Below are 25,890 nucleotides of genomic sequence, written 5' to 3'. Positions count from 1 at the left end.
AGCCTTTTTCTTACCTTCTGTTTTCCCCTTCGATGGATAACCGATCATGGCATCCAGTTTTCTGATGGACCAGTCCCCGGACGCGCCGCGTTGCATCATCACAATCGGTGAGATTGTGGTCGAGATCATGGCCGAGACCCAGGGGACGGGTTTTCTTGAACCGATGGCCCTCAAGGGGCCTTACCCTTCGGGCGCACCGGCGATCTTCATTGATCAGGTCGCTCGTCTGGGCGTGGAGTGCGGTATCGTCTCGGCGGTCGGGCGTGATGATTTCGGCACGCTCAATATCGAGCGGCTGAGGCGTGATGGTGTCGATGTTTCTGCCATTCTGAGCGTGGACAGTTTTGCAACAGGCAGTGCGTTCGTGCGCTACCGGCCCGATGGCAGCCGCGATTTCGTCTATAACATCCGCCAGTCTGCCTGCTCGCAAACGGGCCTTCACGAGGCGGCGCGTGGACTGCTCAAGCGCGCGACCCATGTCCATGTGATGGGGTCCTCACTGTTTTCCTTTCCGATCATCGATGCCGTGACGACCGCTGTACATCAGGTCAAAGCGCAGGGTGGAACCGTCTCATTCGACCCGAATATCCGCAAGGAGATGCTCGACATCCCCGATATGCGGGCAGCCCTGCAATTGATGCTTCAGGAATGCGACATCTTCCTGCCAAGCGGTCCCGAACTGCTCCTGTTCAGCAGTGGCACGACGCAAGAGGCCGCCATTGCCGAGATCCTCGACATGGGCGTTTCTGAAATCGTGCTAAAACAGGGCAGTGAGGGCGCGACCTGCTTTTGTGCCGACAAGACCGTCCATGGTGCGCCGTTCCCGGCGCAGGAAATCGACCCGACAGGCGCGGGCGACTGCTTTGGCGCGACCTATGTCACATGCCGCCTGCTCGGCAAGACGCGCGAAGACTCGCTGCGCTATGCCTGTGCCTCCGGGTCAAGGGCTGTTTCGTTTTTCGGCCCGATGGAAGGTACGTCCGATTTCGCGGCGCTCGATCAGCTTATTGCAGGCCAGAACACGGGAGAAAAAGCATGACCGGATCGCTCATCTCGACATTGCGGGCGCGTTTCGACCAGGGCGACAAGACAGCTGTCACCTCGGTATGCTCGGCCCATCCCCTTGTCATTGAGGCCGCCCTTCTTCATGCGGCATCGCACGGCAAGGCCGTGCTGATTGAGGCGACCTGCAATCAGGTCAATCAGGATGGCGGCTATACCGGCATGACGCCTGCCGATTTTCGCGATTACGTATACGGTATCGCCGATCGGCTGGGCTTTGCGCGTGAGCAGATCATTCTGGGCGGCGATCATCTCGGTCCCAATCCGTGGAAATCGCTTCCGGCAGAGCAGGCCCTGCAAAAAGCCTCCGACATGATTGCGGCTTTTGCCGAGGCAGGATTTACCAAGCTGCATCTCGACGCCAGCATGGGTTGCAAGGGTGAGGCCGAGCATCTGCCTGATGCCATTGTGGCAGAGCGGGCCGTGATGCTGGCCAAGCGAGCCGAATCCGTCGCACCGGGGCGGCCTGTCTATGTGATCGGTACAGAAATTCCCACACCGGGCGGGGCGACCGAAGCCCTCGATCACGTTACGCCCACCACACCGGAAGCGGTTCGTGCGACTTATCAGGTGCATGAAAACGCCTTCCGCGAGGCGGTGCCCGAGGCATGGTCGCGCGTGATTGGCATCGTGGTGCAGCCCGGTGTGGAGTTTGGCCATGAGGATGTGGTCATTTACGAGCCCGAGCAGGCCAGCGCGCTTGTTGCCACATTGGCGCGTCTGCCGGGACTGGTTTTCGAGGCACACTCGACCGACTATCAGCCGGGCACGGCGCTGGCACAACTGAAGCAGGACGGGTTCTGTATCCTGAAGGTCGGGCCGGAGCTGAGCTTTGCCCTGCGTGAAACGCTTTACGGGCTGGACGCCATACGTGGCTTCATCGACCCACAGGCGGTCTCGCTGGTCGGAACAATGGAAAAGACCATGCTCGATGCGCCTGCCAACTGGCAGAGCCATTATCATGGCGATGCGATGGAGCAGCGCATCCTGCGCCATTTCAGCTATAGCGACCGAATCCGCTATTACTGGCCCGAACCGGCCGCCGAACAGGCCGTGACAGCGCTGATCCAGTCGCTGGAGCAGGTATCCATTCCTGAAACCATGATCAGCCAGTATCTGCCCCGGCTTTTCGAGCGCGTGAAATCGGGTGCGCTTGCCGCCGAGCCTCGGGCTCTTCTGATCCAGTCGGTTCGAGACGTGCTCGAACGTTACGAGACTCTTTGAACCATGTTCCCAGTGCGGGGGCCTGGAGAAACAAGGCCCCCGCAAGACCCGTTCGGCCTGTCTGACTTTACCTGACCCAACTGACCCATCCGTCATTATCTGTTGACCATAGGAATCATGACATGAATGCCACCACAGCCCCTCAGGGCAAACCATTGCAGGATCGTATTGCGCTCATTACGGGTGCCGCACGCGGTATCGGCCGTGCTCTTGCCGAGCGCTATGCGCGCGAAGGTGCGCACGTTGTTATCGGTGACTTGAATGAGGCGGGTGCGATCAGCGCCGCTGCCGAACTCGGTACCGATCATCTTGGCGTTGCACTCGATGTAACCCGACAGGAGTCCATCGATGCCGCGCTGGCGGCCATTATCGCGCGTTATGGCCGTATCGATATTCTGGTCAATAATGCCGGTCTGTTCGATCTCGCTCCGACGGTCGAGATCACGCGCGAAAGCTACCATCGCGTGTTTGCCGTCAATGTCGAAGGGCTGCTTTTCACGCTTCAGGCGGTCGCACGCCAGATGATCGCGCAGGGTCATGGTGGCAAGATCATCAATTTCGCCTCCCAGGCCGGTCGCCGCGGTGAGCCTCTGGTGGCTATCTACTGCGCCTCGAAGGCAGCCGTGATTTCTCTTACCCAGAGCACCGGGCTCGATCTCATCAAATACGGCATCAACGTCAATGCCATTGCACCGGGCGTGGTCGATAACGAGCACTGGGATGACGTGGACCGCCGCTTCGCCCAGTACGAGAACCTGCCTCTTGGTGAAAAGAAGCGGATCGTCGGCGCATCGGTACCGTTCGGGCGTATGGCGCGTCCCGACGAGATCGGGGGGCTTGCGGTGTTTCTAGCCTCGAAGGATGCCGATTATATCGTCTCGCAGACCTATAATATCGATGGCGGCAACTGGATGAGCTGAGGCGCGATTGTTCATCGCGCCTTCCTGAGCGCATGGGGGGGCTTGTGTGCCCCCCTGTCAGCGTTCAGCCCGGTCTGATTTTTCCGGAACACTGAAACGACATGCTTCGTGTGTGCGGGCCGACAAGGCCCGCGCCATGCGGCGGGCTGCGCCCATGCTGTCGAGCCGGTAACGACCCCGATCGTTGTCAGGCTTGGGCATGAAGGATGGCGCGCGCCCTCAAGAAGGGGAAACAAGAATGAAAAAGCAGAGGCAACCCGGCATGGGTGATACCGATCGTGCTGGCATCGAGGCGATTGTCGAGCACACCTCACCGGGGCGGTCCGCATGGCTCATTCTCGCGGTGGCCTCTTTTGCCGCCGCAGTATGCGGTGGGCTTTACGGCTATGATACCGGTGTAATTTCCGGGGCGCTTTTGCTCATGACGCGTGAATTCGGGCTGTCGCACACGCAGCAGGAAATCGTGACGGCCTCCATACTTGCTGGCGCAGTCGTGGGGGCGCTGGTCACGAGCTGGTCATCGGAGCATCTGGGCCGCAAGAAAACCGTCCTTGTCGTGTTGTTCCTGTTCGCCCTGGGGGCGATTTTGTGCTCGATGGCCCCGAGCATCGGCAGCCTTGTCGCTGCACGTTTCCTGCTGGGCATCGCGGTGGGCGGTTCCACGCAGGTTGTGCCCATGTATATTTCCGAATTATCGCCAAGCCGGTATCGCGGCACGCTGGTCACCACCTTCAATGTGGCGATCGGGGTCGGGATCGTTCTGGCGAATATCGTTGGATATTATTACCACGGTGTCTGGTCATGGCGCCGTATGGTGTCGGTCGCTTCCATCCCGGCAGGTCTAGTCTTCATAGTCATGCTGTTCATGCCGGCCAGCCCGCGCTGGATTGCCGAAAAGCGGGGCCTGACGGCGGCAGCGCGTATTCTTGAACGGGTGCGACATACAAAGCTCGATATTCATCAGGAGCTTACCCAGATCGAGCGTATCCGTCAGTCGATCAACCCTGAGAATTCCGGCTGGGCCGGGCTGGCACAGCCTTGGGCACGCCCCGCGCTGATCGCTGCTCTGGGGGTGGCTTTCTTCACGCAATGTGGCGGGCTGGAGATGATGATCTATTACTCTCCTACCTTCCTGTCCGATGCCGGATTTGGAAAAAATGCGGCCCTTCTGGCCAGCGTCGGGGTGGCTTTCGTTTATGCCATTGTCACCCTGGCTGGGTGTTTTCTGGTCGATCGCGTCGGGCGTCGTCGTCTGATGCTGATTATGATTCCGGGCTCGGTCATCAGTCTGATCGGGCTTGGCATTTCGTTCATGTCGGGCAGTCATCAGGGTTTTGGCGCGCTTGCCACTGTGGCTTTCCTCCTGCTTTTCATGATGTTCAATTCGGGCGGTATCCAGATCTGTGGCTGGCTGCTGGGGGCAGAGCTGTTTCCGCTTGGTATGCGCGGCCCGGCGACGGCGCTTCATGCGGCGATGCTCTGGGGCAGTAATCTGCTCGTGACCGGAACGGCACTCACGCTGGTGCAAGAAGTTGGCATTGGCGCAACGATGTGGATCTATGCCGGAATCAATTTCCTGTCCCTTGTTTTCGTCTATCGCCTTGTGCCGGAAACGGCCGGTTTGTCGCTGGAGGATATCGAGGGCAATCTGCGGGCGGGCAGTTTCAGCCCGGGCAGGATCCGCAGGATCGACAAGGCTATTGTTGCCTCTGGCCCGCAGGGATCAACGATTGCAAGCGGCAGGGCTTGAGCACCAGTCCGATTTCATAGGGTCCGGATTATTCTGGTAGCTTGTCGTACTGGATTATCGTGCAGAGAGTTGGGGGGCTGTAATGAGTTTATCGGCGCAAAAAAGACGGGTTGTCGGGATATGTGCGGGATTCTGCATGGCGGCCTTTCTGCCCTTGACTGCACAGGCGGCCGACACAGCTTTCGCGCCTGCCGATCAGGCCAAGCTGGGCCAGATTGAAGCGCAGATAGGAGCCGAGGCATCAAAGCGGCCTGTCGACCCGGCAGGTTTCACGCATCGTATCTCGACGGTTTCGGCGCTGTTTCTCGGGACGCCCTATATTGCCAATACGCTGATCGGTGGTGCCGACATACCGGAGCGTTTGGTCATTCGTTTTGATGGGGTCGATTGCTACACGTTCATTGATCTTGTGCGCGCACTTTCGCTTTCCAGCAACGAGGCCGGGTTTGTCGCAGCACTTGAAAAGACCCGTTATCGCGATGGCAAGGTTGCCTATCTGAACCGGCGGCATTTCCTGACGGACTGGGTGGCGCTTGCACCGCATAATGCCCGTGACATGACGCGCGATTTGTCATCGCAGGCGCAAGTCACGCGTAAAAACCTGAATCAGCGTGCTGATGGCGGGGTCTATATCAAGGGGCTCGCCATTCACCCGCGCGATATCGCATGGCTACCGCCTGAGGCCCTGACCCCGCAAATAGCCAGAAAGATCCACACAGGCGACGTGATCGGTATTTATACGGCCTTGCCTGGTCTGGACGTGACCCATACCGGCCTTGCTATCTGGAAAGACGGGACGCTCTGGTTCCGTAATGCCTCATCGCTCAAGGCCAATATGAAAGTCGTGGATACGCCGCTGCAAACCTATCTGAAGGGCAAGCCGGGTTTTCTCGTTCTGCGTATGCCCGAAGCGGAATAACGGGCGTCATATCGCGTGTGAGGGCAGGGTGCGGGAGGCCTGATCTCTTGTCCTGCAAGACCGTCAGGGCTTCTGGTTTGTCTGCGCGTCTGGCGTGATCAGTTCGCAAATCCAGTCCTCGCCCTGCAGGGGGACGCCAAACAGATCATGCGGTGCGGTCGCAACGCAGGAAAAACCGTTTCTTGCGTAAAGACGACGGGCATCTTCAAGCGCAGTATGGGTCCACAGGATAACGCGCCGGTAGTGCTTTTCACGGGCGAAAGCGAGACATTGCTGCACAAGTGCATCGCCAATGCCTCGCCTGCGGGCAAACGGCTCGACATGCAGCAATCGCAACCGGGCAACACCATCACCTTCATCGGTCAGGAAAACGGCACCGGCCATGACCTGATCGAGATCGGCAACCCAGCAGGCTTCACGTGTCGGGTCGAACCCGCTCAGAAAGCGTGACGCTGTCTCGGCAATCAGACATTCAAGCTTGTGTCCCCAGCCATGGCTTTGTGCATACAGCGCTGATTGACGAGAAGCGATGAGGCTTACTTCCCCGGGCCGGGGGGCACGCAGGGTTAAAGACGCGTCGGCTGATGGTGCCAGCAGAAAACGTGCATGGGTGAGCGATGTTACGAGGCCGTAGCGCGAAAGGGGGTCGAGGGCCGCCAGCGTGGTCCGAATAGCTCCCTGAACGCGCTCCTCAAGGCCCGAGAGCATCTCACGCCCGCCTGGGGTAAGCGTAATCGGGCGTAGACGCCTGTCATGTTCAGGGCAATCGCGATGGATCAGGTTACGGCGGGTCAGGCGGCCGATCATGCGACTGAGTTGCCCCCGGTCGATCTGCAGGGAGTTTTGCAATGCGGCGGCGGTTACGGGCGTGCCCTGTATGTGTTCCAGACGCGCAATCTCGAAAATCAGACGCGCTTCGGCGAGGGTGATGTCCGACCCTGCAAATTGCGCATCCAGCGCACCGACATGCTGGACAAAAAAGCGGTTGAAACGCCGGACGGCCTCGATTGCGTGATCCATGATGTCTGCCTGAAACGAAATAACCTGAACCTTGCCTGCGCCCGTTCCGATTTCTCGGTCCGCACGGCCTTGCCGATGATCCTATCCGTACAGGCCACCATCCGGGAGGCCAATATCAGCAAGGGCTATGCCGGATGGCGTCAGCATCGCGTGAGTCGCGCTTCGCCCATGAGGTAAAGCCTCCACGGCTTTCCGGGTGTCACCTGATGAGCCTGCGCCACGCGTGTCGTTTGGCTGACACAGAGCAGTGTGGCTTGTCGGTGTCACCTGACCCGCGAAACCTGACTCACAAGACATTAATGAATTGACAATGATTCGCAATTGCACAAATTCAGCGCCAGTTATTGGCCCACCATTATGATGTTGAATTTGAAACGATGCGCAGGATCACCGGTCTTGTCGCCCTGGCTCTGGCAGGCGCGACCTCTCTCACCACCGCACAGGCAGCAGACACACAGCCGCAATCGATCCTGCGGAAAAAACCGACGGCTGCTCAAAAGAAAAAACCTGACGAGATCATTGTCGTCTCGGCCACGGGCCTGTCTCAGGCAGGGGCAACCACCAAGACACGCACCCCCATTATCGAGTCACCGCAGACCATCTCGATCGTCACGCGTGAGGAAATCGAGCTGCGCGCTTCCCCCACCATTGCCGATGCGCTGTCCTATATGGCGGGTGTGCAGGCTGAGCCCTCGGGCGTGGATAATCGCGTGGATGAGGTTTCAGTGCGTGGCTTCGGGGCAGGCGGCTTTTCGTCCAACAACAATTTTGTCGATGGGCTTCGTCTGCCTTCCGGCGGGCAATGGACACGTACATCGTTCGATCCGTTCGCCCTTCAGCAGATCGAGGTGTTGAAAGGGCCGTCTGGGGCGCTTTATGGCCAGACCGCGCCGGGTGGTATCGTCAATCTCACTACCAAGCGTCCGACCGAGAAATCGCATGGCGAATTCTTCCTTCAGACCATCGGCTATACCAAGCTCGGCAACTGGCAGGGTCAGGCCTCGGGTGACGTCTCCGGCAAACTCAACAAATCCGGTACGGTGCGAGGACGGATCGTTGCGGTGGCCCGTTATGGCGGCACGCAGGTCAATGATGTGAATAGCGGGCGGTATTATGTCTCGCCCAGCCTGACATGGGCCTATGGGCCGGGGTCGAGCTGGACGCTGCTGGCGCAGTATCAGCGTGACACTGGCGGCTCGACCTTCCAGTTCCTGCCCATGACCGGCACGCTTGTGCCGTCCAAGGGACGCTATATTCGCAATGACGAAAACATAGGCGAGCCCGACTGGAATACCTTTGATCGCACACAGGTGTTGACGGGGTCATTTCTTGAGCATCGCTTCAACAATATCGTCACGCTGCGCAACAACACGCGCTACACCTATCTGGATAACCTTTACCGCTCGACGGTACTTTCGGGCGATACGCTGACGAAATGCACCGCCAGCATCAAGGGATGCGTGCCCTATCAGACCGTCAATCGACGGGCTGTCGAAGGACGCGGGCGCTCGCAGGGCGTGGCGACAGATACCCAGCTTGAGGTCAGGGCCAGAACAGGCATGGTGCGTCATACGCTGCTGTTCGGCACGGATTATTTCTACACAAACTGGGAAAGCTCGCGCGATCTGGTCAATTCGGCGCTTGTGCTGCCCCTGCTGAATATCTTCGACCCGGTGGCGCGTGGCACGACCGGTTATTCAGCCGGTCTGGCGCCGCAGGTCTATGGCGCCACGGAATCGCAGCAGAACGGTCTGTATTTCCAGGACCAGATGAAGATCGAAAATCTCTACATTACGGTCGGCGGTCGTCAGGACTGGGCGCGTGACAATACCCTCAATATTCTGACCAAAAAGCGCTATCTGAACGATAATGACCGCTTCACCTGGCGTGCTGGCGCGGTCTATCGCACCAAAATCGGTCTGGCGCCCTATTTCAGCTATGCCACGTCCTTCCAGCCGCAGGTGTCAGATCCTTCGACAGCGCTTGATAACAAGCCTTTCAAGCCGACGACAGGCGACCAGTATGAGGCCGGGCTGCGTTACCAGTATGGAAAAAGCATTTACGTTACTTTCGGCGGGTATCAGATCACGCAGCAGAATGTGACGACCCCTGCGCCGAACGGTCAGCTTTGCGGCACGGCGACATGCCTTGTGCAGACGGGTGAGATGCGTGTGCGTGGTCTTGAACTTGAAGGCCGTGCGACCTTGCCCTGGGATATGGCGGTTATTTTCACCGGCACGCGCAGCGCTGCCAAAATTACGGAATCGAACACGGCTTCGCAGATTGGCAATTATATGCCTCAAGCCCCGAAATGGATGGCCTCCCTTTTTGTCGATCAGCGCCTGCTGCATGGACCGATGCGCGGTGCCGGTTTTGGCGGCGGCGTGCGCTATACGGGCCATTCCTATGGCGATACGGCCAATACGCTCTCCATACCCGGCTATACGCTCTATGACATGTTCCTGCGCTATGATTTCGGCGCGGCGCGACCCCGCTATAATGGCCTCTCTTTCTCGCTCAACATGCGCAATATCGCCAATAAGCGCTTCGTGGCGACCTGCACGGCGGTCTCTGCCTGCTATTATGGTCAGGGCAGAAGCCTGACCATGCGTCTGGAATATCGCTGGTGAGCGGGGCAAGCCTGTCGGGCCTTGCAGGATTTTACCCGCCCTGCCTGGTCCTGGCCGGGTTTTGTCTGGCCGTAGCCGCTGGCGCTGCTTTCTACCTCGCCAGTGGGCAACAGCAATGGTGTCGGGTGCGCCCCCCATCGCGCCCCTGCCTTGGGGCGGGCGCATTGTTCTCGGTGCTCTCGCTGGTCGGGTTTGTGGCAGCGACTGACTGGCTTGTCGGGGTTTTCATGACGGTGGCGATGCTGATGCTTGTGCTCAGCCTGCTCCCCCTTGGGGTTGCGCTTCATGCGCGAAAGGGCGCGCGCCCATGAAGGGAGCGAAACTCGATAACCGCCGCTGGCTCGCCAAGACGCTGGCCGGTTTGATTCCCGGTGCTGCACTGGCACTGGGGGCGATGGTTCTGGCCGGGCATCTCTGTGGTGCCACAGGCAATCCGATGATGCTCTCATCGCAATTTCTCATGTGGGGGGCGGCGCTGCTCTGGGTGATCTGCCTCAGCCTGTGCTTCCTGTTTCGCTCAGGCCTGGGGGCATGGTTTGGCCTTGGCTGGATTGCCTGTCTGCTATGGTTGGCCAACACGCTGCTTGCCGGGTTTTTCGGGGGTGAGCAGCCATGAAACTGCGCGCTGATATCGTGGCGGTCTATCGTGAGGTTCATAGCTGGGTCGGCGTGGTGGCAGGGCTATTCCTGTTCATCGCCTTTTACGCGGGTGCCATCAGCATGTTCGAGCCAGCGCTCGAATCCTGGCTGACACCCCGGCCCGACCTGCCGGCCGCCGTTTCCATCGAGCACGTGCCGGATCTGCTCGACAAGGCTTTTGCCGTCTATCCCGAGGCACAGCGCCAATACAGCATTGTCGTCAGCCCCGATGCCACCCATCCGGCGCGTCTGGTATGGCCACTGGGCCAAGGGCGTCATGGCCACGGGTCATCGGCCATGATGCTGGCGGCGCTCGATGCGCAGGGCGGTCTTGTAACCACAACGCATAAACCCTCGCCCGTTGCCCAGCTGATTGACACGGTGCATCAGCGCATGGGGCTACCCTTGCCGCATGAGCCCGCCATGATTGTGATGGGATTTATTGCGCTGGCCTATGCGCTGGCGCTGGTGTCAGGCACCATCGTTTTCATCCCGGCACTGGCACGGGCGCTTTTTGCCGTGCGGCTGGTGGGGAGCGTCAGACGCAAATGGCTGGACTTGCATAATCTGCTCGGGTTCTGCTCCTTGCCGTTTCACATCGTCATGGCCCTGACGTCGGTTGTCTTTGCTTTCCACGACGTGATTTTTACGGTGCAGGGTGAGTTTCTCTCCCATGCCCAGAGTTCAAGCCCGCATGGTCGTCATGGAGCGGGGCATGGTGGTGGTCGGGATATGGGGGGTATGGTTGCACCGCCTTATGCGCGAGAGGGGGCCGCGTTGCTGGCTCCGGCGGAGATATTGGCGCGTCTGGCCCAGACTGCACCGGGTTTTGTGCCTGACACGCTCGATTATTCCATGCGTCCTGGTGGGCCGCCCGGTTCAGGCCCGGTCTTGCGCGTCTCGGGGCATGATCCCGCCCATGTCATGCGGGGCCCCACCAGCGGATTTGCAACACTCGACCCCTATACGGGCCAAATTCTGTGGAGCGCTTATCTGCCGGGGTACCAGTCGGCAGGGTTTGCAGCGCTGACCAGTTTCTTTGCCCTGCATTTTGGCAGCTACGGGGGTGCCCCGATACGCTGGACCTATCTCGTTCTCGGTTTTGCCGGGGCGTTTCTGTTCTATACGGGCAGCAAGCTCTGGATTGCGGTTCGCCGACGCAAGGAGAAGGCGACGGGGTGCCTGACAGACACGCGCGGAACCCGCTTTCTGTCCCGTCTGACGACCGGTTGCTGCACGGGCTGCATGACAGCTATTGCCCTTCTGCTTTGTGTCTCGCTGGTGCTTCCCCACCCCTTGAGTGAGGGCGGCGCGTTCCGGCTTTATCACGGTGTTTTCTGGGTGATGATGCTGGGTGCGTTGCCCTTCGCATGGGGTGAGGCCCTCATGCTCTGGCTGGCAACGCTCGCCCATGCTGCTCTGGCAGTCATCGTTGTGCTCAGGGGCGGACAGACCGATGCCGTCAACTGGGGCGTTGCTCTTGTAGCGCTCGGCCTGACAACCGTGCTGATGCGGCTGGCCCGCCAGGGGAGCGCGGTGCGCCCTGCCTGACAGGGATAGCGCCCCCTGGGCTCGCGGCGCCCTGTTACAGGGTTTATTTGTCGAGTGAATTGATCTTGCGTTCGACCCAGTCGCGCGCAGGATCCCCGCCCCAGAGGAGCCACGCGATATAGCCGGCAGAGGGGTCGCTATCCGATCCCCATTCATGCGTCTTGGTTTTCTGGTCCGATTTATGGCGGGCGAAGAAGCTGTGCATGGATTTGAGGTCGCTCTCATCCAGATCCTTCTGTTCAGCCAGTTGCTCGGCACGTTTGACACCGGCTTCTGTCCCGCCGCGATTGAATTTCTCGCGCAATTTGAGACCGTGGCGCGCCGCCGAGGCCATTTCCTTGGTCGGGTGAAAACTGCTTTGCGTCATGATCAAGATCCCTCCTGCCGGACGGGCGAAACGTCTGCCCGCTGGCAAGAGAGAACTCGTCCGGCAGGGAGGAAGTTGCGCCTTTGCGTGGTCCAGCCCGATACGGAACGTGCAGGGCTCAGCCTCGGCGCTTTTGCCGTTGCGAAAGGTTTTTTGTGCAAGCGACCACGAAAAAAGGCCCGGATTTTGGGTCCGGGCCTTTTTCAGCGTGATGTCATGCCTGCACTGATGACTGGCGCCGACCGCCGGTATCAAGGGTTCGGCGCTTCGTGATCGGCGGTGACGATTCAGGCTGTGGCAGCGCTCGTCAGCATGGCGGTCAGGCGCTGTGCGAAGCCGGCGGCGTCTGGCAGGGTTTCGCCATCCTGAATACGGGCGACATCCAGCAGAACGCGGGCGAAATCAGCCACGCTCTCACCTTTCTCCACCCGTGCTGCGAGATCACGGATGAGCGGGTGATGCGGGTTGATCTCCATGATGGGCGCTGCGGGGGGCATGCCCTGACCCGAGCGACGCATCAGACGCTGCATCATCAGATCGGGACCGCCTTCGCTCGTGATCACCACGGCGCTGCCTACCAGACGCACCGTGCCGCGCACGTCCTTCACGTCCTCGCCGAGGGCTTCCTTGAGCGCCGGGATCAGCTTCTCGAGATCCGCAGCCTCGCCTTCCGGCGTCGGGGCTTCGAACTTCTCAAGATCGCCGTGAGCCTGATTGATGGATTTCAGGGTCTTGTCTTCATAGGAAGACAGACGATCGGGCCAGAAACCATCCACCTGATCGGAGAGCAGCAGCACTTCGATGCCACGGGCACGGAAGCCTTCAAGCTGCGGCGAGGCCGCCAGCGCCTCGGCGTTTTCACCCGTCAGGTAGTAGATCGATTCCTGACCCGGCTTCATGCGCGTCAGATAGGCATCGAGCGTGGTCGGATCGTCAGACGCCGTGGAACGGAAGCGCGACAGGGCAGCGAGCTCCTGACGATGCTCGGAATCCTCCCAGATGCCTTCCTTGATGATCGGGCCGAAATTTTCCCAGAACGTGCCGAAGGACTCGGCATTTTCCGTGTCCTTGGCGCGGTTCTTGATTTCGGTCATCACGCGCTTGGTCACGGCCTTGCGGATGCGCTGCAACACGGGGGTCGATTGCAGCATTTCACGAGAGACGTTCAGCGGCAGGTCTTCGGTATCGACAACGCCCTTCACGAAACGCAGCCATGCCGGCAGGAGCTCGGCCTCGTCGGTGATGAACATGCGGCGCACATGGAGATGCACCTTGCTCTCACGCGACTGCTCCATGAAGTCGAACGGGCGCGCACCGGGAATGAACAGCAGCGCCGTAAATTCGGTCGTGCCTTCCGCGCTCCAGTGCAGGGTTGCGTAGGGCTCGTCGAACTGGTGGGCAACGTGGCGGTAGAACTCAGTGTACTGCTCGGGTGTGATGTCGGATTTCGACTTGCGCCACAGGGCCGTGCCCTCATTGGCCGATTTGTCTTCCTCACCCTCACGCAGCGTGATCGGCCATGAAATATGGTCGGCCCATTTGCGGATGATCGAGCGCAGGCGCCAGGCGTCGAGGAATTCATCAGCATCGGTTTTGACGTGCAGGATGATGTCTGTGCCGGGCTGTTCACGCGTGGCTGGTGCAATGGTGTAGGCACCCTTGCCATCAGACGACCACTGCCACGCCTGATCGGAGCCTGGCTGGCGCGAAATCACGTCCACCTTGTCGGCCACCATGAAGGCGGCATAGAAGCCGACGCCGAACTGGCCGATCAGGCTGGGACGGTCTTCCGGCTTTGCGCTGTTCAGCTTCTCGCCGAAAGCGCGTGTGCCGGAGCGTGCGATCGTGCCGAGATTGCTCGCCAGATCCTCGCGGCTCATGCCTGCGCCATTATCGCTGATGGTCAGCAGGCGGGCATCCTTGTCGGGATGGATGCGAATGGCAGCGTCGGCCGGAAGGGCCTTGGCCGCATCGGTCAGCGCCTCGAAACGACGCTTGTCGGAAGCATCGGCGGCGTTGGCCACCAGCTCACGCAAAAAGATCTCGCGCTCGGAGTAAAGGGCATGAACCACGAGATCGAGCAGACGCCCGACTTCTGCGCTGAATTCATGCTTTTCGGCGCCCTGGACCTGATCTTTTTCGGTGTTTTCGGTCATGGAGATCCCTCAAGACTGTGATGGTGCCGCAAAGGCACCGATTTGCAGGGAGAAGTAGAAATGCCGCCGTCTTTTTTCAAGAGAGGCTGGCATGGAGAGGCAGGACGTATTCACGCGTAAGGGGTGCCAGAATCAGGCCTTGTGCGTCCTCGGGGGTGACCCAGCACGCCTCCTCGATCTCGGCGGCGATGATGATGGGGCCGGACCAGGGCAGGGCGAACAGATCGGCGCGTACGACATGGCCTGGCTCGTTGGCCGCCGGGGCTTCGATCTGCCTGATGAAGTGGCACGAACGCGCCTCTGGCTGGATGCCCAGCTCCTCGTCGATTTCGCGTAAAAGCGCCGCCAACGGGGTTTCGCCTGGCTCGATCTTGCCGCCAGGCTGCATGAAGGCCTGCGTACCCCGTTTACGTACCAGCAGAAGACGGCCTGCTCCGTCATGCAACAGGGCGGCGGCGATGGTGATGACAGACATGGTTGTTTCCCGACTGCCTCAGCCGACGTTATCGCCCAAAATGGACAGGCGGCCATCGGGCAGACGATGGGCCTTGAGCGCCTCGTAGCCCGGCACAGTGGGATGGGGTACATCCACCTCATGGGTATGGGTGGCTGTGATCACCACCAGGCTGGCGCCTGCGGCCTCGCCTGCCTTGATCCCGGCAGGGGCATCCTCGAATACAGCGCAGTCTGTGGCATCGAAGCCCAGACGTTGCGCGCCGAGCAGGAAGCAGTCAGGGGCCGGTTTGCCATTGGGGGCGTCTTCCGCCGTGATCAGGATTTTCGGCAAGGGCAGTCCGGCAATCTCAATGCGTTTGAGCGCAAGCTCACGCGAGGCTGAGGTGACGATGGCCCAGCGATCGGCAGGCAGGCTGTTCAGAAATGCCGTGGCACCCGGAATGGGGTCGATGCCATGCGTATCTTCCAGTTCACGGCTGGTAATCCAGTGCGCTTCGGCGACCGGATCAACGCCCGGCAGTTTCTGACGGCGTATAGTTTCGACTGTCTGAACGCCATGAATGGTCGGAAGGAATTTCTCGACATCCAGGCCGTGCTTCTGGGCCCAGAGGGTCCATACGCGCTCTGCCGCGATGATGGAGGTCAGGATTGTGCCATCCATGTCGAACAGGAAGGCGTCGAAGGCTTTACCGGGAAACAGATCGTGCGCGGCCAAGGGAGTTCTCCATCATGAGGGCAGGATATACAGGGCGCAAACCCTGCATGACCTGTCCAACGCAGGCAAGTTTGCGCCGGATCAACTTATCGGCTCACCCCGCCGTATCGACGGCCAGTCGGCCAAGGGCCGGGTCATCCGTGAAGAAGCCGTCCAGCCCCATATCAAGATAGCGTTTCACCTCTGCAATCATGCCTTGCGGGTTGCGGGCATTCAGCGCGCCCCCATCGCGCAGTTCCTTCGGCAGGAAATAGTTCTCAGGGCGCGCCGTGTAGGAATGAACCAGCAGCCCGGCTTCATGAGCGTCGGTGATCAACGAGGTGGGCGTACCCCATGAGCCGTCCGGTTTGCGCGGGATCAGATCGGTATTGGACGGGCCGATCACATCGGCAAAGCGGCGTACCTCGCGCAGGCCTTCCGGCTTCATGAAATCGCCGAAGCGCCTTGCATCGCTTTTACCCAGCAGATCGGGTGGTGTCTGGTCAGGGCCACCCATCAGGAACATGACCCGTGCCTGGGGGTTGATGGCGCGCGTCTTGTCACCGATCGCTCGCAGATTGGTGGTCTCGAAAGACTGGAGTTCCAGAGGGGCCTGGCGGGTATATTCATGCGCTGCGATGGTGCGCAGGAACGTGGTTTCCGGGTCCAGACCGAGGCTATGGAAATGGGTGGAGTTCTTGATTTCGGGGATGAGTCCGAGCACCTTGCCACGCGCGGCGGATTCACCGGCCACGAAATCGATCACTTCTTCAAAAGTCGGCACATCGAAATGCCCGTCATAGCGCGTGTTATGCGGGCGAAGCTGCGGCAGGCGCTCTTTCGCCCGCAGGGTCTTGAGTTCGGCGAGGGTGAAATCGGTGGTGAACCAACCGGTCTCTTTCTGTCCGTCAATGGTCAGGCTGCGCTTGCGGGCAGCAAATTCGGGGCGCGAGCCAACATCGGTGGTATCGGCAATATTGCTCTCATGGCGCACGATCAGCACGCCGTCTTTCGTCATGACCAGATCGGGTTCGATATAGTCGGCACCGTCTTCCATTGCCTTCGCGTAAGAGGCCAGCGTGTGCTCGGGCCGCAAGGCAGAAGCCCCGCGATGGGAAAAGACGAGTGGTTTTGGCGCCAGAGACGGGGCGGCGAAAGAGCGCGGGGCGAGGGCCGGCGCACAGAATCCGGCAGCGCCAAGAGTGAGAGCGTGACGACGTGACAGCAAATCGAACCTCCTTAGGCCCGCTCCCGCAAAAGACAGGCGCGGGAGGAGGCATTGTGAAAGAAGGACGACGCGGCCCTCTTGATCGGGCAGCGTCGTTCCCGTGTCGGGCTATGTTACCAGTTGGCGCTCAGCGTCAGGAAATACATGCGCGGTGCGATGGGATAGGCCGTGAACTGACCTGAAGTCTGCGTTGTGCTGACCGTGGACCAGCCACGCGTATTGGTCAGGTTGGTGATGTTTCCCTGAACGCGCAAGGCAGGAATATGGGGGATACCGTGAATTGTGTAGCCCGCATTCATGCTGAACTGTGCGGTCGGCGAGGCCCAGAGGTCATTGGTGTAAGTGGTGTAGCGCTTACCCATGACGTCACCGATGAACTGGCCATAGAAATTCCCCCAGTTCGTGGTGGCGACGAATTTCTCGGTCCAGTCCGGCTGACCCGCCACATTGCGCCCGGCAATGCGGATGGTGGACGTGCCGGAGTTGTAATTGTCGTTATAGACCGACTTGTTATAGCTCAGCCCGTTATAGATCGAGAAATGCGGGCCGAACTGCGCGGTGAAGGAGAAATCCATACCGTCTGTCGTGACCGAACCCACATTGGCGAGCGTGGTGGCCGAACCGATGATGGAAGACAGAGATTGCGTGGTGGCAATGGCGACCAGACGGTTCGAGAAATGTACATGATAATATTCAGCCTGTGCCGAGATATCCGTCAGGGGTCCGAGATTCACATGGTGATGGGTGCGCAGGCCGGTCTCATAGGTCCATGAGGTCTCGACCTTGCCATTCTTCTTGAAATCCTCGAATGCGGCCTGGCTTGTGGCACCCCAAGGGGTGGCATTGCCGTAACCGGCGCTCTGATAGGAACGCATGTTTTCTTGAATATTGGCGAACCACTGCTCGTTGGGCGTGATGTTCCACAGCGCACCGAAAGACGGCAGGAACGGCTTGACCGCGGCAATCGTGCCGCCTGGTACGGTCACGGCCGTTGCCGGTGAGAGCGATCCTGGCTTGCCAGCTACGGGCAGGGTGCCGTTGGTGTAGACCAGCTCGGATTTGAAGCCTGCCGAGAGGGTAAAGTTTTTCGTCACCTTCCAGCTGTCCTGCAGGTGGGTGGTGAAGGTGTTGGTATAGAAGTAGTTGGTATACTGCTTGATCAGGGCATCCTGCTGGCGGTCATAAGGTGTGGTCGGGTTGTTTGCGTCCAGCGGATACCAGCGACGGGCCTGCGTGTTGTTGTTGCGCTCGTACCATCCCCCGACTTCAAGGTCGTGATGGCCCAGCTTGTAGCGCAGCGTGGTGATCAGGCCACCGCGATTATCCCAGTATTCGGTCGTGCGTGTGGCGTAGCCCGAGCCGCCGAACACGTTGCTGAGCTGGCTGGAACTCTGGTTCGGGAAATAGGCGCTGAACAGCGTGGGCAGACCTGCCGCCGTGATCGGCCCAGCTACCACGCCTTCACCCAGATTGTGATGGTAATAGAGCTTATTGTCCCAATGCAGGTTGGCATTGAAGTCGTGTTGCCAACCCAGATAGGTCAGGAAATCCTCGCGCTGGGCGGCGGAATAATAGTTGCGGTAGTTCAGCCCGGCATTCTTGTAGGCGGCCGAATTCAGGTACGATTTGGCGTAGTTGAAATCCGGATAGGTGAAGGGGCGCACATAGGTGCCATAGCCGTTGGGCAGCACGATGCCGTCTTCATTGGGTTCGACCTTGTCAGACCAGTCGAAGAAATAGGTGATCTTGTCCTTGCTGCCCTTGTGCACGAACTTCGCATTGACCTGATTGCCGCCCTGATGACCGGCAAAATCCCAGGCGCGGGCATCCTGCCGCGCCCATGAGATATAGGCCGAATTGCCATTACCGAGATTGCCGGTATCGAACCGGGCAAAGGTGCGGAAGGTCGAGAAGCTGCCGAAGGTCTGATCGAGCTGACCACCCATTTTTTGCTTGGGGTCGAGCGAGGAGAACAGCAGCGTGCCGCCCAGATTGGAGGTCGAGGCCGTGCCAAGGGCGCCAGAACCGGTTGCGACCGTGGCGTTGCCCACGTTCTCGCTGATCACGGCGCGCTGTGGCGACAGGCCGTTATAGTTGCCATAGGCCTGATCACCCAGCGGAATGCCATCGAGCGTATAGCCAAGCTGGTTCTGGTTGAAGCCGTGAATGAACAGCGAAGAATTCTGTTCGTTATTTCCCCAGGGGTCGGCATTGTTGAACACCACGCCCGGCAGGATCTGCAACGCCTTGAGCGGGCTCAGACCGGGCAGGATGCGCTGCAGCTGCGTATGGCCCACACTCTGCTCAGAACGCGTGCGACGCGCGGTTGCAATGACTTCTTCCGCCGGCGCGGTGGAGGTCAGGGCCTTTGCCTTGCGCGAAGCGTTCTGGGCATGCAACTGCGAAACGGGTGCCGTATTGTGATGAACGGGAAGCTTCGCATCTGCGGCGTGAGCGGTGGCGCTCAGCAGGGCGAGGGGAGAGCAGAAGAGAGACAGCGTAAGGGCATGGCGCTGCTTGCGAAGCTTCATCAGTAAACTTTCCTTTAAGGCGGGCTTGAACGCGGCGCACCCTATTCGGAGAGTTCGTTACGGTGTGTGAAGCTTCGGTGATTTGGCCATTACAGAATTATGAAGGCAGCACTGGCTGCTTCTGATCATGGTTCGAAGATGAATTAGCTGCATATCTGTGATGTCTTGCGCTCTGGCAGCGTTGCTTTCAGAACGTCGATGACATGACGCACACGTGAGGGCAGACGGCAGGTTGCGGGCCAGATCAGGTTGACCGGAATGGTCAGGCTCAGGGCGGGAAGAAGAGGAACCAGGGTCCCGGCGGCGATCGCCTGATTTACCATGAATTCAGGAAGCTGGCACAGGCCACATCCCGCCAGTGCTGCCTGAAGGATTGCGTCGCCGTCGCCGATCTGATGATTGGCAAGGGGACTGTAATAGCCCCTCGTTCCGTTTTCCGTCCTGACGGCCCAGCGTGGCGAAGCGTGGTCCGAAAATCCTACAAGGCAACGATGCCTGTCCAGATCGGCAATTGTGGCAGGCATACCGTAATTTGCGAGATAGGACGGGCTTGCGCACAAGATCAGTGCCTGTGTGGTCATGCGTCTCGCTACCAGGTCATGCGTATCCCGGATAAGACCGAACCGCAGGGTCAGATGACTGCTCCCCTGCAGGGGATCAATGATCCTGTCATTGAAAGTCGCGATAATTCGTAGACCGGGATGCGTGTTCATCTGGTCGATCAGTATCGGCATGACCACATTCCGCCCATAGGAAGCCGGCATGTCGATGCGTACCGTGCCTGTCGGGCCACAGGTCTTGATCAGGAGTTCCATCTCGCCCTGTTCGAGTTCGTCATGAGCGACCTTGCAGCGATTATAGAAAATCTCGCCATCCCCGGTGAGTGAAACGCCTCTTGAGGAGCGGTAAAACAGCTCGGTGTTGAGACGCGTCTCAAGTCTCTGAAGGCTTTTGCCTATGGCAGATTTGGTCAGGCCAAGGCGTGTCGCTGCTTTGGCAAAACTTCCCTCCTGAACGGTCGCAATGAAAATGCGTATGCCCGAGAAGGGATCACCTGAAGGTTTCGGGGACAAATTCTCTACACCCTGTCGAATAATACGAGACTTACCGTCTGGAGCCGGACACTTAAGTTCCACCAATACATGTCTTGACCATGTTGGAGGAACTCATGACCAGTCTTTTCTCGCCATTACAGCTCGGCACGCTCTCATTGCCAAACCGTATTATCATGGCCCCCCTGACGCGGTGTCGCGCTGATGAGCAGCGCGTACCCACGGCGTTGATGGCTGAATATTATGCACAACGCGCCACAGCTGGCCTGATCATAAGTGAGGCGACAAGTATCTCTTCCCAAGGTGTCGGTTATCCGCGGACGCCAGGTTTGTGGGATGAGGATCAGATTGCCGGATGGAGAACAGTAACGGACGCGGTTCATGATGCTGGTGGGCGTATTATGGCTCAGCTTTGGCATGTTGGCCGTATCTCGGACCCCGAATATCTGGATGGTGCCTTGCCGGTCGCACCGAGTGCTCTGGCGGCTCAGGGGCATGTGCGCCTGCTCCGGCCCAAGAGACCCTATCCGACGCCGCGCGCGTTGCATCAGGATGAGATCGCCTCGATCGTCCATGATTATCGCCGGGCGGCTGACAATGCGAGAAAGGCCGGATTCGATGGTGTGCATATCCACGCAGCGAATGGTTATCTGATTGACCAGTTCCTGCAGGACAGTACGAATCACCGGAGCGATCAATATGGTGGTTCCATTGAGAACCGGGCCAGATTCCTTCTGCAAGTCGTTGATGCGGTGACGTCTGTCTGGGGGCCAAACAGCGTTGGCATCCATCTTCGCCCGCGCGGCGAGGAGCATGATATGGGCGATAGCGACCCCGTGACGCTTTTCGAATATGTCGTGTCTCAGCTCAGGGCGCGCGAGGCAGGCTATCTGTTCATTCGTGAAAGCCAGGGCGCAGACAGTCAGCTCTCGCGGCTCAGAACTCTGTTTGATGGCCCTGTCATCGCAAATGACTCGTTCACACCGGTAGATGCCGCACAATACGTTGCGCAGGGAAAAGCTGATGCGGCGGGGTTTGGGCGTCTTTTTATTGCCAATCCCGATCTTGTGCGTCGTCTGCGCAAAGATTTGCCGCTCAACACGCCTGACCCTCAGACATTCTATGTGGGCGGCGCTGAAGGCTACACAGACTATCCGGTCTGGTCCTGAACTTTTTCCATCAAAGAGGAACAGCCAGGTATGGGGCAGTCTGCCTGGTGTGACATCCACGAGAGTCAATCATGACAGGACAGGGAATGGGGGGAAACGCCTCCCTTTCAACGGTCAGCACGATATTTTTCGTGTTGGCACTGGGTACCTTTACCCTTGGAACGGCCGAGTTTGCCGCGATGAGTCTGGTCCCTATGATAGCGCGAGGTTTCGGCATCTCCGAGCCTCAGGCGGGTCATATCATTGTGGCTTATGCCGCAGGTGTAAGTGTAGGGGCACCGCTTTTCGCTCTGTTCGGTGCCCGATTCAGCCGTAAACATCTGCTTGTTGGCATGATGCTTTTCTATGCGCTGGGCAATGCGCTGAGTGCACTGTGTTCTGGGGCGGATTGGCTGTTGGTCTGCCGCTTCGTCACAGGCTTGCCTCACGGCGCCTACTTTGGTGTTGCAGGTCTGGTCGCCTCCTGCCTCGTTCCACCAAAAAGAAGATCACGTGCTGTCAGTCGGGTGATTCTCGGCCTGACGATTGCAACGATTGCAGGCGTACCTGCAGCGGACATCATCGGCCAGACTCTTGGATGGCGATGGACATTCGCAGTGATTGCCTTGCTCTCACTGATCACGGCGGGCCTTGTCGGTTGGTTTGCGCCCCGAGACAGGCCACGCGTGGGGGCATCGATAGGCAACGAACTGCGCGCCCTGCGGATGGTACAGGTCTGGTTGACACTGGGTGTGGGGGTAATCGGCTTCGGTGGTATTTTCTGCGTCTACACCTATCTTGCCTCGATCATGGATCATGTTACGCATGTTCCAGCGGGTTATGTCCCGCCGATGTTTGCGCTTTTTGGTCTGGGAATGACAGCCGGAACACTGGTTTGTGGCTGGCTGGCCGATCGCTGGATGATGCCTACCATGGGAGGCGTTCTCATTGTCGGTGCTGTAGCCATGGCCTTTTTCCCGATGGCTGCCCATGCCTTTTTACCTCTGGCCATTGTTGTATTCATGATCGGGGCAAGCGGTGGATTGTCTACCGTTGTTCAGTCACGTCTCCTGGAAGTGGCCGATGGTGCCGAAGGGCTTGTGGCAGCGTTCAACCAGAGCGCGTTCAATACCGCCAATGCGATTGGCCCCTATCTTGGGGGACTCGCGATTTCAGCGGGTGCGGGCTGGACATCTGTCGGGTGGGTCGGGCTGGTCTTGACGCTGGGCGGAGGGGTATTCTTCCTCATCAGCCTTCTTGTGCAGACGAGACAGGCGGGATCTTCACAGAGCTGAAAAGACGAAAGGCTGCCCGATCACGGGCAGCCTTTCTGTTCCGATGTTCCCGGGGAGGGGAATATCAGAAGCGGTATTCGATACCGGCGCCGACAACTGTCGGGTCAAGCGAGTCATGAGCCTTGATGAAGGCGCCCGACCCACGGTCATTGGCCCAGGCATGCATACGCATGAACATCTGCTTGGCATCGACGTTGAAGAACCAGTTGCCGACCAGCTGATAGTCAAAGCCGACATTGACCGATGGGCCACCCGTCACGCCGACATTGAGCTTCTGCACGAGGCCGCCAGCAGGCGACACGTTGTGGAACCATGCCAGCGTTGCACCGACGCCCACATAGGGGTTGAAGCGCTTGTGGGGGCGGAAATGCCAGGCCAGCGTGATGGTGGGCGGAAGAGCCCAGGCGCTACCGACATCGATGTTGCCCAGGGGGGTGTCCTTGGCGGCCACTTCATGACGGGTGCTGGCAGCGATCAGATCGATCGAGATGTTGTCCGTGAAGAAGTATTCGAATGTCAGCTCCGGCATGACCTGGCTGGTGGTCTTGACGCGGCCTGGAATGGCAGCACCATTGAGCCAGAGCTTGCTGTCACGATCCTGCGGAATGACACCGAGGGCGGACAGGCGGATGATGAAGTCACCCTTGCCAAGGCCGATCTTGGTGCTGGAGCAGGTCTTGAACAGGCCGCATTCATCGCTGGAGGACGAGCGGGGTGCGGCAACGGCCTGAGCCTGAGGCGCGAGCACCATGTTCGTGGAAACCGGCGTGTTGACGACGGGGGTCGTCTGGGCCTGTGCGACGGGTGCTGCAACAGCAGCAACGAAACCGGTCAGAAGAGCGGTGGAAATCTTGAAAGAGGTCTTCATCAACGTCATCCGTGATTAAACAGTGACGTTCTCTCACCATGCGCTATGATGCGGTGCCTTGATCCAGATCAAAGCAATAACAACGTTGCCGATGACCGTGGGGAATTGGCAACAGTATATGACGTATTGTTAACAGAACAAGAACAAAAATAAAAAAGATGAGGGTCGTTGACGCCATGGATGCGCAGACGAGGGACAGTATCAGTGCGCTCGGACCTTGCGGCAGTTGCGGGCAATGCCTTCACTGTGAGGCTCGCACGCGGAGTATTTGTTCCGTTATCGATCCGGATAACATGGCGCGACTTGCGCAGTATTCCCATCGCCTGTCCGTCGCACCCGGCAAGACGTTCATTCAGGAGGGTGAGGCAGCGACCGATTTCTACATCGTGACCGCGGGCCACACCAAGATCTTCACCCTCATGCCCGATGGCAGGCGTCAGATCACCGGATTTGGGCAATCGGGTGATTTCCTTGGGCTTGCCAGCGGTGCCACCTATGCCTTCAGTGCGGAGGCCCTTGGTCCGTTGTCGCTCTGCCGCTTCTCCCGCACCGGGCTTGGCCTGTTGCGCCGTGAATTTCCGGAGCTTGAGTTGCGCCTGATGGAAGAGGCCTCGCGCGAGCTGGTTCAGGCGCAGCGCCGTATGCTGCTGTTGGGACGCAAGACGGCGCGCGAGCGTCTGGCCAGCTTTCTTCTGGAGCAGCATCATCTCTCTCCTACGAAAGAGATCGTCATTCACCTGCCCATGAGCCGTACCGGGATTGCCGATTATCTTGGTCTTACCATCGAGACAGTCAGCCGCACCCTCAATGCCCTGCAACGTGAAATGATGATCACCATCACCCAGGTCACGCAGATCACTTTGCTCAATCTTCCTGCGCTGGAACACCTCGCCAGAGGGGGATAAGCGCCTCTTTGCGGGCCGGGGGCAGGATTGCCCAATTGATGCCTTGACGAAGCCATGATGACGGGGGAGAGAGAACCCTTTCCCGCGTGAGCCTCATCCTTCAGGAGCGACAGATCATGGACCGTTTCATCATACGTGGCGGCAGACGTCTTGAAGGCGAGATCGTGATTGGCGGCGCCAAGAATGCCGGTCTCAAGCTCATGGTCGCGGGACTTCTGACGTCTGAGCGACTCATCCTCTCCAACGTACCGAAGATCGCCGATATCGAGACCATGCAGGTGTTGCTGCGCCAGCATGGCATTGCCGTCGAGCCGGTCGATGCTGAGGGGCGTACACTGTCGATTGGTGGCCCGATCACATCCGTCGAGGCACCGTACGATATCGTCTCCAAAATGCGCGCCTCCATTCTGGTGCTGGGGCCATTGCTGGCCCGTGCTCATGAGGCCCGCGTCTCGTTGCCGGGTGGTTGCGCCATTGGTACGCGCCCTGTCGATCTGCATCTCAAGGGCCTGGAAACGCTCGGCGCGACCATCCGCCTCGAAAACGGCTATATCAACGCCAGTGCACCCGGCGGTCTGGTGGGCGATCGCATCCTGCTGCCTTTCGCTTCTGTGGGTGCGACCGAAAACCTGCTGATGGCCGCGACCCTTGCCAAGGGACGCACCGAAATCGTCAATGCGGCGCGCGAGCCGGAAATCAGTGATCTGGTCGAATGCCTCAACCGCATGGGCGCGCGAATCAGCGGGGCCGGCACCGGTACCCTCGTCATCGATGGTGTCGAGGCACTGACCGGGGCTGAGCACGCGATCATGGCCGATCGTATCGAATGTGGCACTTATGCCTGCGCAGCTGGCATCACCGGGGGTGATCTGCGTCTGATCGGGGGTCGCGTTCGCGATCTCGGGGCGGTCGTGCGTACGCTGGAAGAAGCGGGCGTTGAGGTGCTGGAAGAGGAAAGCGCCATCCGTGTGCGTCGTACCGGGGCACTCAAGGGCGTCGACATCATGACCGAGCCCTATCCGGGTTTCCCGACCGACATGCAGGCCCAGTTCATGGCCATGCTGGCGGTTGCTGAAGGCGCGTCAATGGTGACGGAAACGATCTTCGAAAACCGTTTCATGCATGTGCCCGAGCTTAACCGTATGGGCGCTCGTATCAACGTTCACGGCTCTTCTGCGATTATCCGCGGGGTGGATCATCTCTCGGGCGCGCCTGTTATGGCGACCGATCTGCGTGCTTCGTTCTCCCTGATCCTCGCAGGTCTGGGTGCACGTGGCGAAACCTCACTCAGCCGCATCTATCATCTGGATCGCGGGTACGAAGCAGTCGATCGCAAGCTCTCTGCGGTTGGTGCCGATATTGAGCGTATCCGTGAATAACTGAAGCTACACCCCCCTGTCTTTCAGGGGGCGAACGCGCGACAGGGGGCGCTGCCCCGTGTCCCGCCAGATGGGTCACCCTTCTGGCGGGGGTAT

The 25,890-nt window shown here is 59.3% G+C and carries 22 protein-coding genes; 13 read left to right on the top strand and 9 right to left on the bottom strand.

Features of this window, described 5'->3' with window-relative positions; all coding sequences use genetic code 11:
* Nucleotides 1–46: 46 nt before the first annotated feature.
* The 5 genes from Asbog_RS13210 (at nucleotide 47) to Asbog_RS13190 (ending at nucleotide 5,875) form a co-directional block, all read left to right on the top strand.
* The gene (locus Asbog_RS13210) at nucleotides 47–1,039 is read left to right on the top strand and encodes a tagatose kinase (RefSeq protein WP_083510885.1); all 993 of its coding nucleotides are present in this window, start codon (nucleotides 47–49) and stop codon (nucleotides 1,037–1,039) included.
* On the top strand, nucleotides 1,036–2,286 hold the full coding sequence (locus Asbog_RS13205) for a D-tagatose-bisphosphate aldolase, class II, non-catalytic subunit (RefSeq protein ID WP_062165477.1): 1,251 nt from the start codon (nucleotides 1,036–1,038) through the stop codon (nucleotides 2,284–2,286). Before Asbog_RS13210 ends, Asbog_RS13205 begins: the two co-directional genes overlap by 4 nt.
* A gap of 122 nt (nucleotides 2,287–2,408) precedes the next feature.
* Nucleotides 2,409–3,206 carry an L-iditol 2-dehydrogenase gene (locus tag Asbog_RS13200; protein WP_062165476.1) on the top strand — a complete coding sequence of 266 codons (798 nt, stop codon included), beginning with the start codon at nucleotides 2,409–2,411 and terminating at the stop codon, nucleotides 3,204–3,206.
* A gap of 238 nt (nucleotides 3,207–3,444) precedes the next feature.
* Nucleotides 3,445–4,956 (top strand): sugar porter family MFS transporter, encoded by a 1,512-nt coding sequence (locus Asbog_RS13195; RefSeq protein ID WP_231944589.1) that lies wholly within the window; start codon nucleotides 3,445–3,447, stop codon nucleotides 4,954–4,956.
* A gap of 136 nt (nucleotides 4,957–5,092) precedes the next feature.
* On the top strand, nucleotides 5,093–5,875 hold the full coding sequence (locus tag Asbog_RS13190) for a DUF1460 domain-containing protein (protein WP_062165475.1): 783 nt from the start codon (nucleotides 5,093–5,095) through the stop codon (nucleotides 5,873–5,875).
* A 63-nt stretch (nucleotides 5,876–5,938) separates the two neighbouring features.
* On the opposite strand, the gene Asbog_RS13185 is transcribed toward Asbog_RS13190, so the two are convergent.
* Nucleotides 5,939–6,895, bottom strand: coding sequence for a bifunctional helix-turn-helix transcriptional regulator/GNAT family N-acetyltransferase (locus Asbog_RS13185; protein ID WP_062165474.1), 957 nt, complete (start codon nucleotides 6,893–6,895; stop codon nucleotides 5,939–5,941).
* A 377-nt stretch (nucleotides 6,896–7,272) separates the two neighbouring features.
* Here Asbog_RS13185 and Asbog_RS13180 point away from each other — a divergent pair, with 377 nt between their 5' ends.
* From Asbog_RS13180 to Asbog_RS13165, 4 genes are read left to right on the top strand one after another with little or no spacing between them, the layout of a single operon-like run.
* The gene (locus Asbog_RS13180; protein ID WP_062166027.1) at nucleotides 7,273–9,525 is read left to right on the top strand and encodes a TonB-dependent siderophore receptor; all 2,253 of its coding nucleotides are present in this window, start codon (nucleotides 7,273–7,275) and stop codon (nucleotides 9,523–9,525) included.
* Nucleotides 9,522–9,836, top strand: coding sequence for a hypothetical protein (locus Asbog_RS13175; RefSeq protein ID WP_023979896.1), 315 nt, complete (start codon nucleotides 9,522–9,524; stop codon nucleotides 9,834–9,836). Before Asbog_RS13180 ends, Asbog_RS13175 begins: the two co-directional genes overlap by 4 nt.
* Nucleotides 9,833–10,141: a hypothetical protein gene (locus Asbog_RS13170; RefSeq protein ID WP_023979895.1), complete on the top strand. Its 309-nt coding sequence runs from the start codon at nucleotides 9,833–9,835 to the stop codon at nucleotides 10,139–10,141. The genes Asbog_RS13175 and Asbog_RS13170 overlap by 4 nt, the downstream gene beginning before the upstream one ends.
* Nucleotides 10,138–11,715, top strand: coding sequence for a PepSY-associated TM helix domain-containing protein (locus Asbog_RS13165; protein WP_062165473.1), 1,578 nt, complete (start codon nucleotides 10,138–10,140; stop codon nucleotides 11,713–11,715). Before Asbog_RS13170 ends, Asbog_RS13165 begins: the two co-directional genes overlap by 4 nt.
* A 43-nt stretch (nucleotides 11,716–11,758) precedes the next feature.
* Here Asbog_RS13165 and Asbog_RS13160 read toward each other — a convergent pair whose 3' ends face one another.
* From Asbog_RS13160 to Asbog_RS13130, 7 genes are all read right to left on the bottom strand, one after another.
* On the bottom strand, nucleotides 11,759–12,082 hold the full coding sequence (locus Asbog_RS13160; protein WP_062166025.1) for a hypothetical protein: 324 nt from the start codon (nucleotides 12,080–12,082) through the stop codon (nucleotides 11,759–11,761).
* Between the two features lie 287 nt (nucleotides 12,083–12,369).
* Nucleotides 12,370–14,238: a molecular chaperone HtpG gene (gene htpG, locus Asbog_RS13155; protein WP_062165472.1), complete on the bottom strand. Its 1,869-nt coding sequence runs from the start codon at nucleotides 14,236–14,238 to the stop codon at nucleotides 12,370–12,372.
* 76 nt (nucleotides 14,239–14,314) lie between these two features.
* Nucleotides 14,315–14,713, bottom strand: coding sequence for an NUDIX hydrolase (locus Asbog_RS13150; protein WP_062165471.1), 399 nt, complete (start codon nucleotides 14,711–14,713; stop codon nucleotides 14,315–14,317).
* Between the two features lie 18 nt (nucleotides 14,714–14,731).
* A complete protein-coding gene (locus Asbog_RS13145; RefSeq protein ID WP_197669048.1) occupies nucleotides 14,732–15,409 on the bottom strand; it encodes an HAD family hydrolase in 678 nt (225 codons plus the stop codon).
* A 94-nt stretch (nucleotides 15,410–15,503) separates the two neighbouring features.
* Nucleotides 15,504–16,616 (bottom strand): glycerophosphodiester phosphodiesterase family protein, encoded by a 1,113-nt coding sequence (locus Asbog_RS13140; RefSeq protein ID WP_062165470.1) that lies wholly within the window; start codon nucleotides 16,614–16,616, stop codon nucleotides 15,504–15,506.
* Between the two features lie 113 nt (nucleotides 16,617–16,729).
* On the bottom strand, nucleotides 16,730–19,147 hold the full coding sequence (locus Asbog_RS13135; RefSeq protein WP_062165469.1) for a TonB-dependent receptor: 2,418 nt from the start codon (nucleotides 19,145–19,147) through the stop codon (nucleotides 16,730–16,732).
* A 143-nt stretch (nucleotides 19,148–19,290) separates the two neighbouring features.
* Nucleotides 19,291–20,220 carry a LysR family transcriptional regulator gene (locus Asbog_RS13130; protein WP_023979886.1) on the bottom strand — a complete coding sequence of 310 codons (930 nt, stop codon included), beginning with the start codon at nucleotides 20,218–20,220 and terminating at the stop codon, nucleotides 19,291–19,293.
* 95 nt (nucleotides 20,221–20,315) lie between these two features.
* On the opposite strand from Asbog_RS13130, the gene Asbog_RS13125 reads away from it, so the two are divergent.
* Together Asbog_RS13125 and Asbog_RS13120 are read left to right on the top strand one after the other, a co-directional pair.
* Nucleotides 20,316–21,368, top strand: coding sequence for an alkene reductase (locus tag Asbog_RS13125; RefSeq protein ID WP_062166020.1), 1,053 nt, complete (start codon nucleotides 20,316–20,318; stop codon nucleotides 21,366–21,368).
* A gap of 71 nt (nucleotides 21,369–21,439) precedes the next feature.
* Nucleotides 21,440–22,642, top strand: coding sequence for an MFS transporter (locus Asbog_RS13120; RefSeq protein ID WP_062165468.1), 1,203 nt, complete (start codon nucleotides 21,440–21,442; stop codon nucleotides 22,640–22,642).
* A gap of 64 nt (nucleotides 22,643–22,706) precedes the next feature.
* Here the strand turns inward: Asbog_RS13120 and Asbog_RS13115 are convergent, their stop codons facing one another.
* On the bottom strand, nucleotides 22,707–23,510 hold the full coding sequence (locus Asbog_RS13115; protein WP_062166018.1) for an OmpW/AlkL family protein: 804 nt from the start codon (nucleotides 23,508–23,510) through the stop codon (nucleotides 22,707–22,709).
* A gap of 293 nt (nucleotides 23,511–23,803) precedes the next feature.
* Between Asbog_RS13115 and Asbog_RS13110 the strand changes: the two genes are divergently transcribed.
* Together Asbog_RS13110 and murA are read left to right on the top strand one after the other, a co-directional pair.
* Nucleotides 23,804–24,415, top strand: coding sequence for a Crp/Fnr family transcriptional regulator (locus tag Asbog_RS13110; protein ID WP_231944588.1), 612 nt, complete (start codon nucleotides 23,804–23,806; stop codon nucleotides 24,413–24,415).
* A gap of 116 nt (nucleotides 24,416–24,531) precedes the next feature.
* Nucleotides 24,532–25,794, top strand: coding sequence for a UDP-N-acetylglucosamine 1-carboxyvinyltransferase (gene murA, locus Asbog_RS13105; protein WP_062165466.1), 1,263 nt, complete (start codon nucleotides 24,532–24,534; stop codon nucleotides 25,792–25,794).
* Nucleotides 25,795–25,890: the final 96 nt, after the last annotated feature.

This window comes from Asaia bogorensis NBRC 16594, assembly GCF_001547995.1.
In the GTDB taxonomy this organism is placed as follows: Bacteria; Pseudomonadota; Alphaproteobacteria; order Acetobacterales; family Acetobacteraceae; genus Asaia; species Asaia bogorensis.
This window is presented reverse-complemented; position numbering and strand designations above follow the sequence as displayed.

What these genes read in the sequence shown, in the direction of transcription:
- Asbog_RS13210 (WP_083510885.1), top strand. Translation starts at nt 47, where the DNA reads ATGGCATCCAGTTTTCTGATGGACCAGTCCCCGGACGCGCCGCGTTGC.
- Asbog_RS13205 (WP_062165477.1), top strand. Translation starts at nt 1,036, where the DNA reads ATGACCGGATCGCTCATCTCGACATTGCGGGCGCGTTTCGACCAGGGC.
- Asbog_RS13200 (WP_062165476.1), top strand. Translation starts at nt 2,409, where the DNA reads ATGAATGCCACCACAGCCCCTCAGGGCAAACCATTGCAGGATCGTATT.
- Asbog_RS13195 (WP_231944589.1), top strand. Translation starts at nt 3,445, where the DNA reads ATGAAAAAGCAGAGGCAACCCGGCATGGGTGATACCGATCGTGCTGGC.
- Asbog_RS13190 (WP_062165475.1), top strand. Translation starts at nt 5,093, where the DNA reads ATGGCGGCCTTTCTGCCCTTGACTGCACAGGCGGCCGACACAGCTTTC.
- Asbog_RS13185 (WP_062165474.1), bottom strand. Translation starts at nt 6,895, where the DNA reads ATGGATCACGCAATCGAGGCCGTCCGGCGTTTCAACCGCTTTTTTGTC.
- Asbog_RS13180 (WP_062166027.1), top strand. Translation starts at nt 7,273, where the DNA reads ATGCGCAGGATCACCGGTCTTGTCGCCCTGGCTCTGGCAGGCGCGACC.
- Asbog_RS13170 (WP_023979895.1), top strand. Translation starts at nt 9,833, where the DNA reads ATGAAGGGAGCGAAACTCGATAACCGCCGCTGGCTCGCCAAGACGCTG.
- Asbog_RS13165 (WP_062165473.1), top strand. Translation starts at nt 10,138, where the DNA reads ATGAAACTGCGCGCTGATATCGTGGCGGTCTATCGTGAGGTTCATAGC.
- Asbog_RS13160 (WP_062166025.1), bottom strand. Translation starts at nt 12,082, where the DNA reads ATGACGCAAAGCAGTTTTCACCCGACCAAGGAAATGGCCTCGGCGGCG.
- htpG (WP_062165472.1), bottom strand. Translation starts at nt 14,238, where the DNA reads ATGACCGAAAACACCGAAAAAGATCAGGTCCAGGGCGCCGAAAAGCAT.
- Asbog_RS13150 (WP_062165471.1), bottom strand. Translation starts at nt 14,713, where the DNA reads ATGTCTGTCATCACCATCGCCGCCGCCCTGTTGCATGACGGAGCAGGC.
- Asbog_RS13135 (WP_062165469.1), bottom strand. Translation starts at nt 19,147, where the DNA reads ATGAAGCTTCGCAAGCAGCGCCATGCCCTTACGCTGTCTCTCTTCTGC.
- Asbog_RS13125 (WP_062166020.1), top strand. Translation starts at nt 20,316, where the DNA reads ATGACCAGTCTTTTCTCGCCATTACAGCTCGGCACGCTCTCATTGCCA.
- Asbog_RS13120 (WP_062165468.1), top strand. Translation starts at nt 21,440, where the DNA reads ATGACAGGACAGGGAATGGGGGGAAACGCCTCCCTTTCAACGGTCAGC.
- Asbog_RS13115 (WP_062166018.1), bottom strand. Translation starts at nt 23,510, where the DNA reads ATGAAGACCTCTTTCAAGATTTCCACCGCTCTTCTGACCGGTTTCGTT.
- Asbog_RS13110 (WP_231944588.1), top strand. Translation starts at nt 23,804, where the DNA reads ATGGCGCGACTTGCGCAGTATTCCCATCGCCTGTCCGTCGCACCCGGC.
- murA (WP_062165466.1), top strand. Translation starts at nt 24,532, where the DNA reads ATGGACCGTTTCATCATACGTGGCGGCAGACGTCTTGAAGGCGAGATC.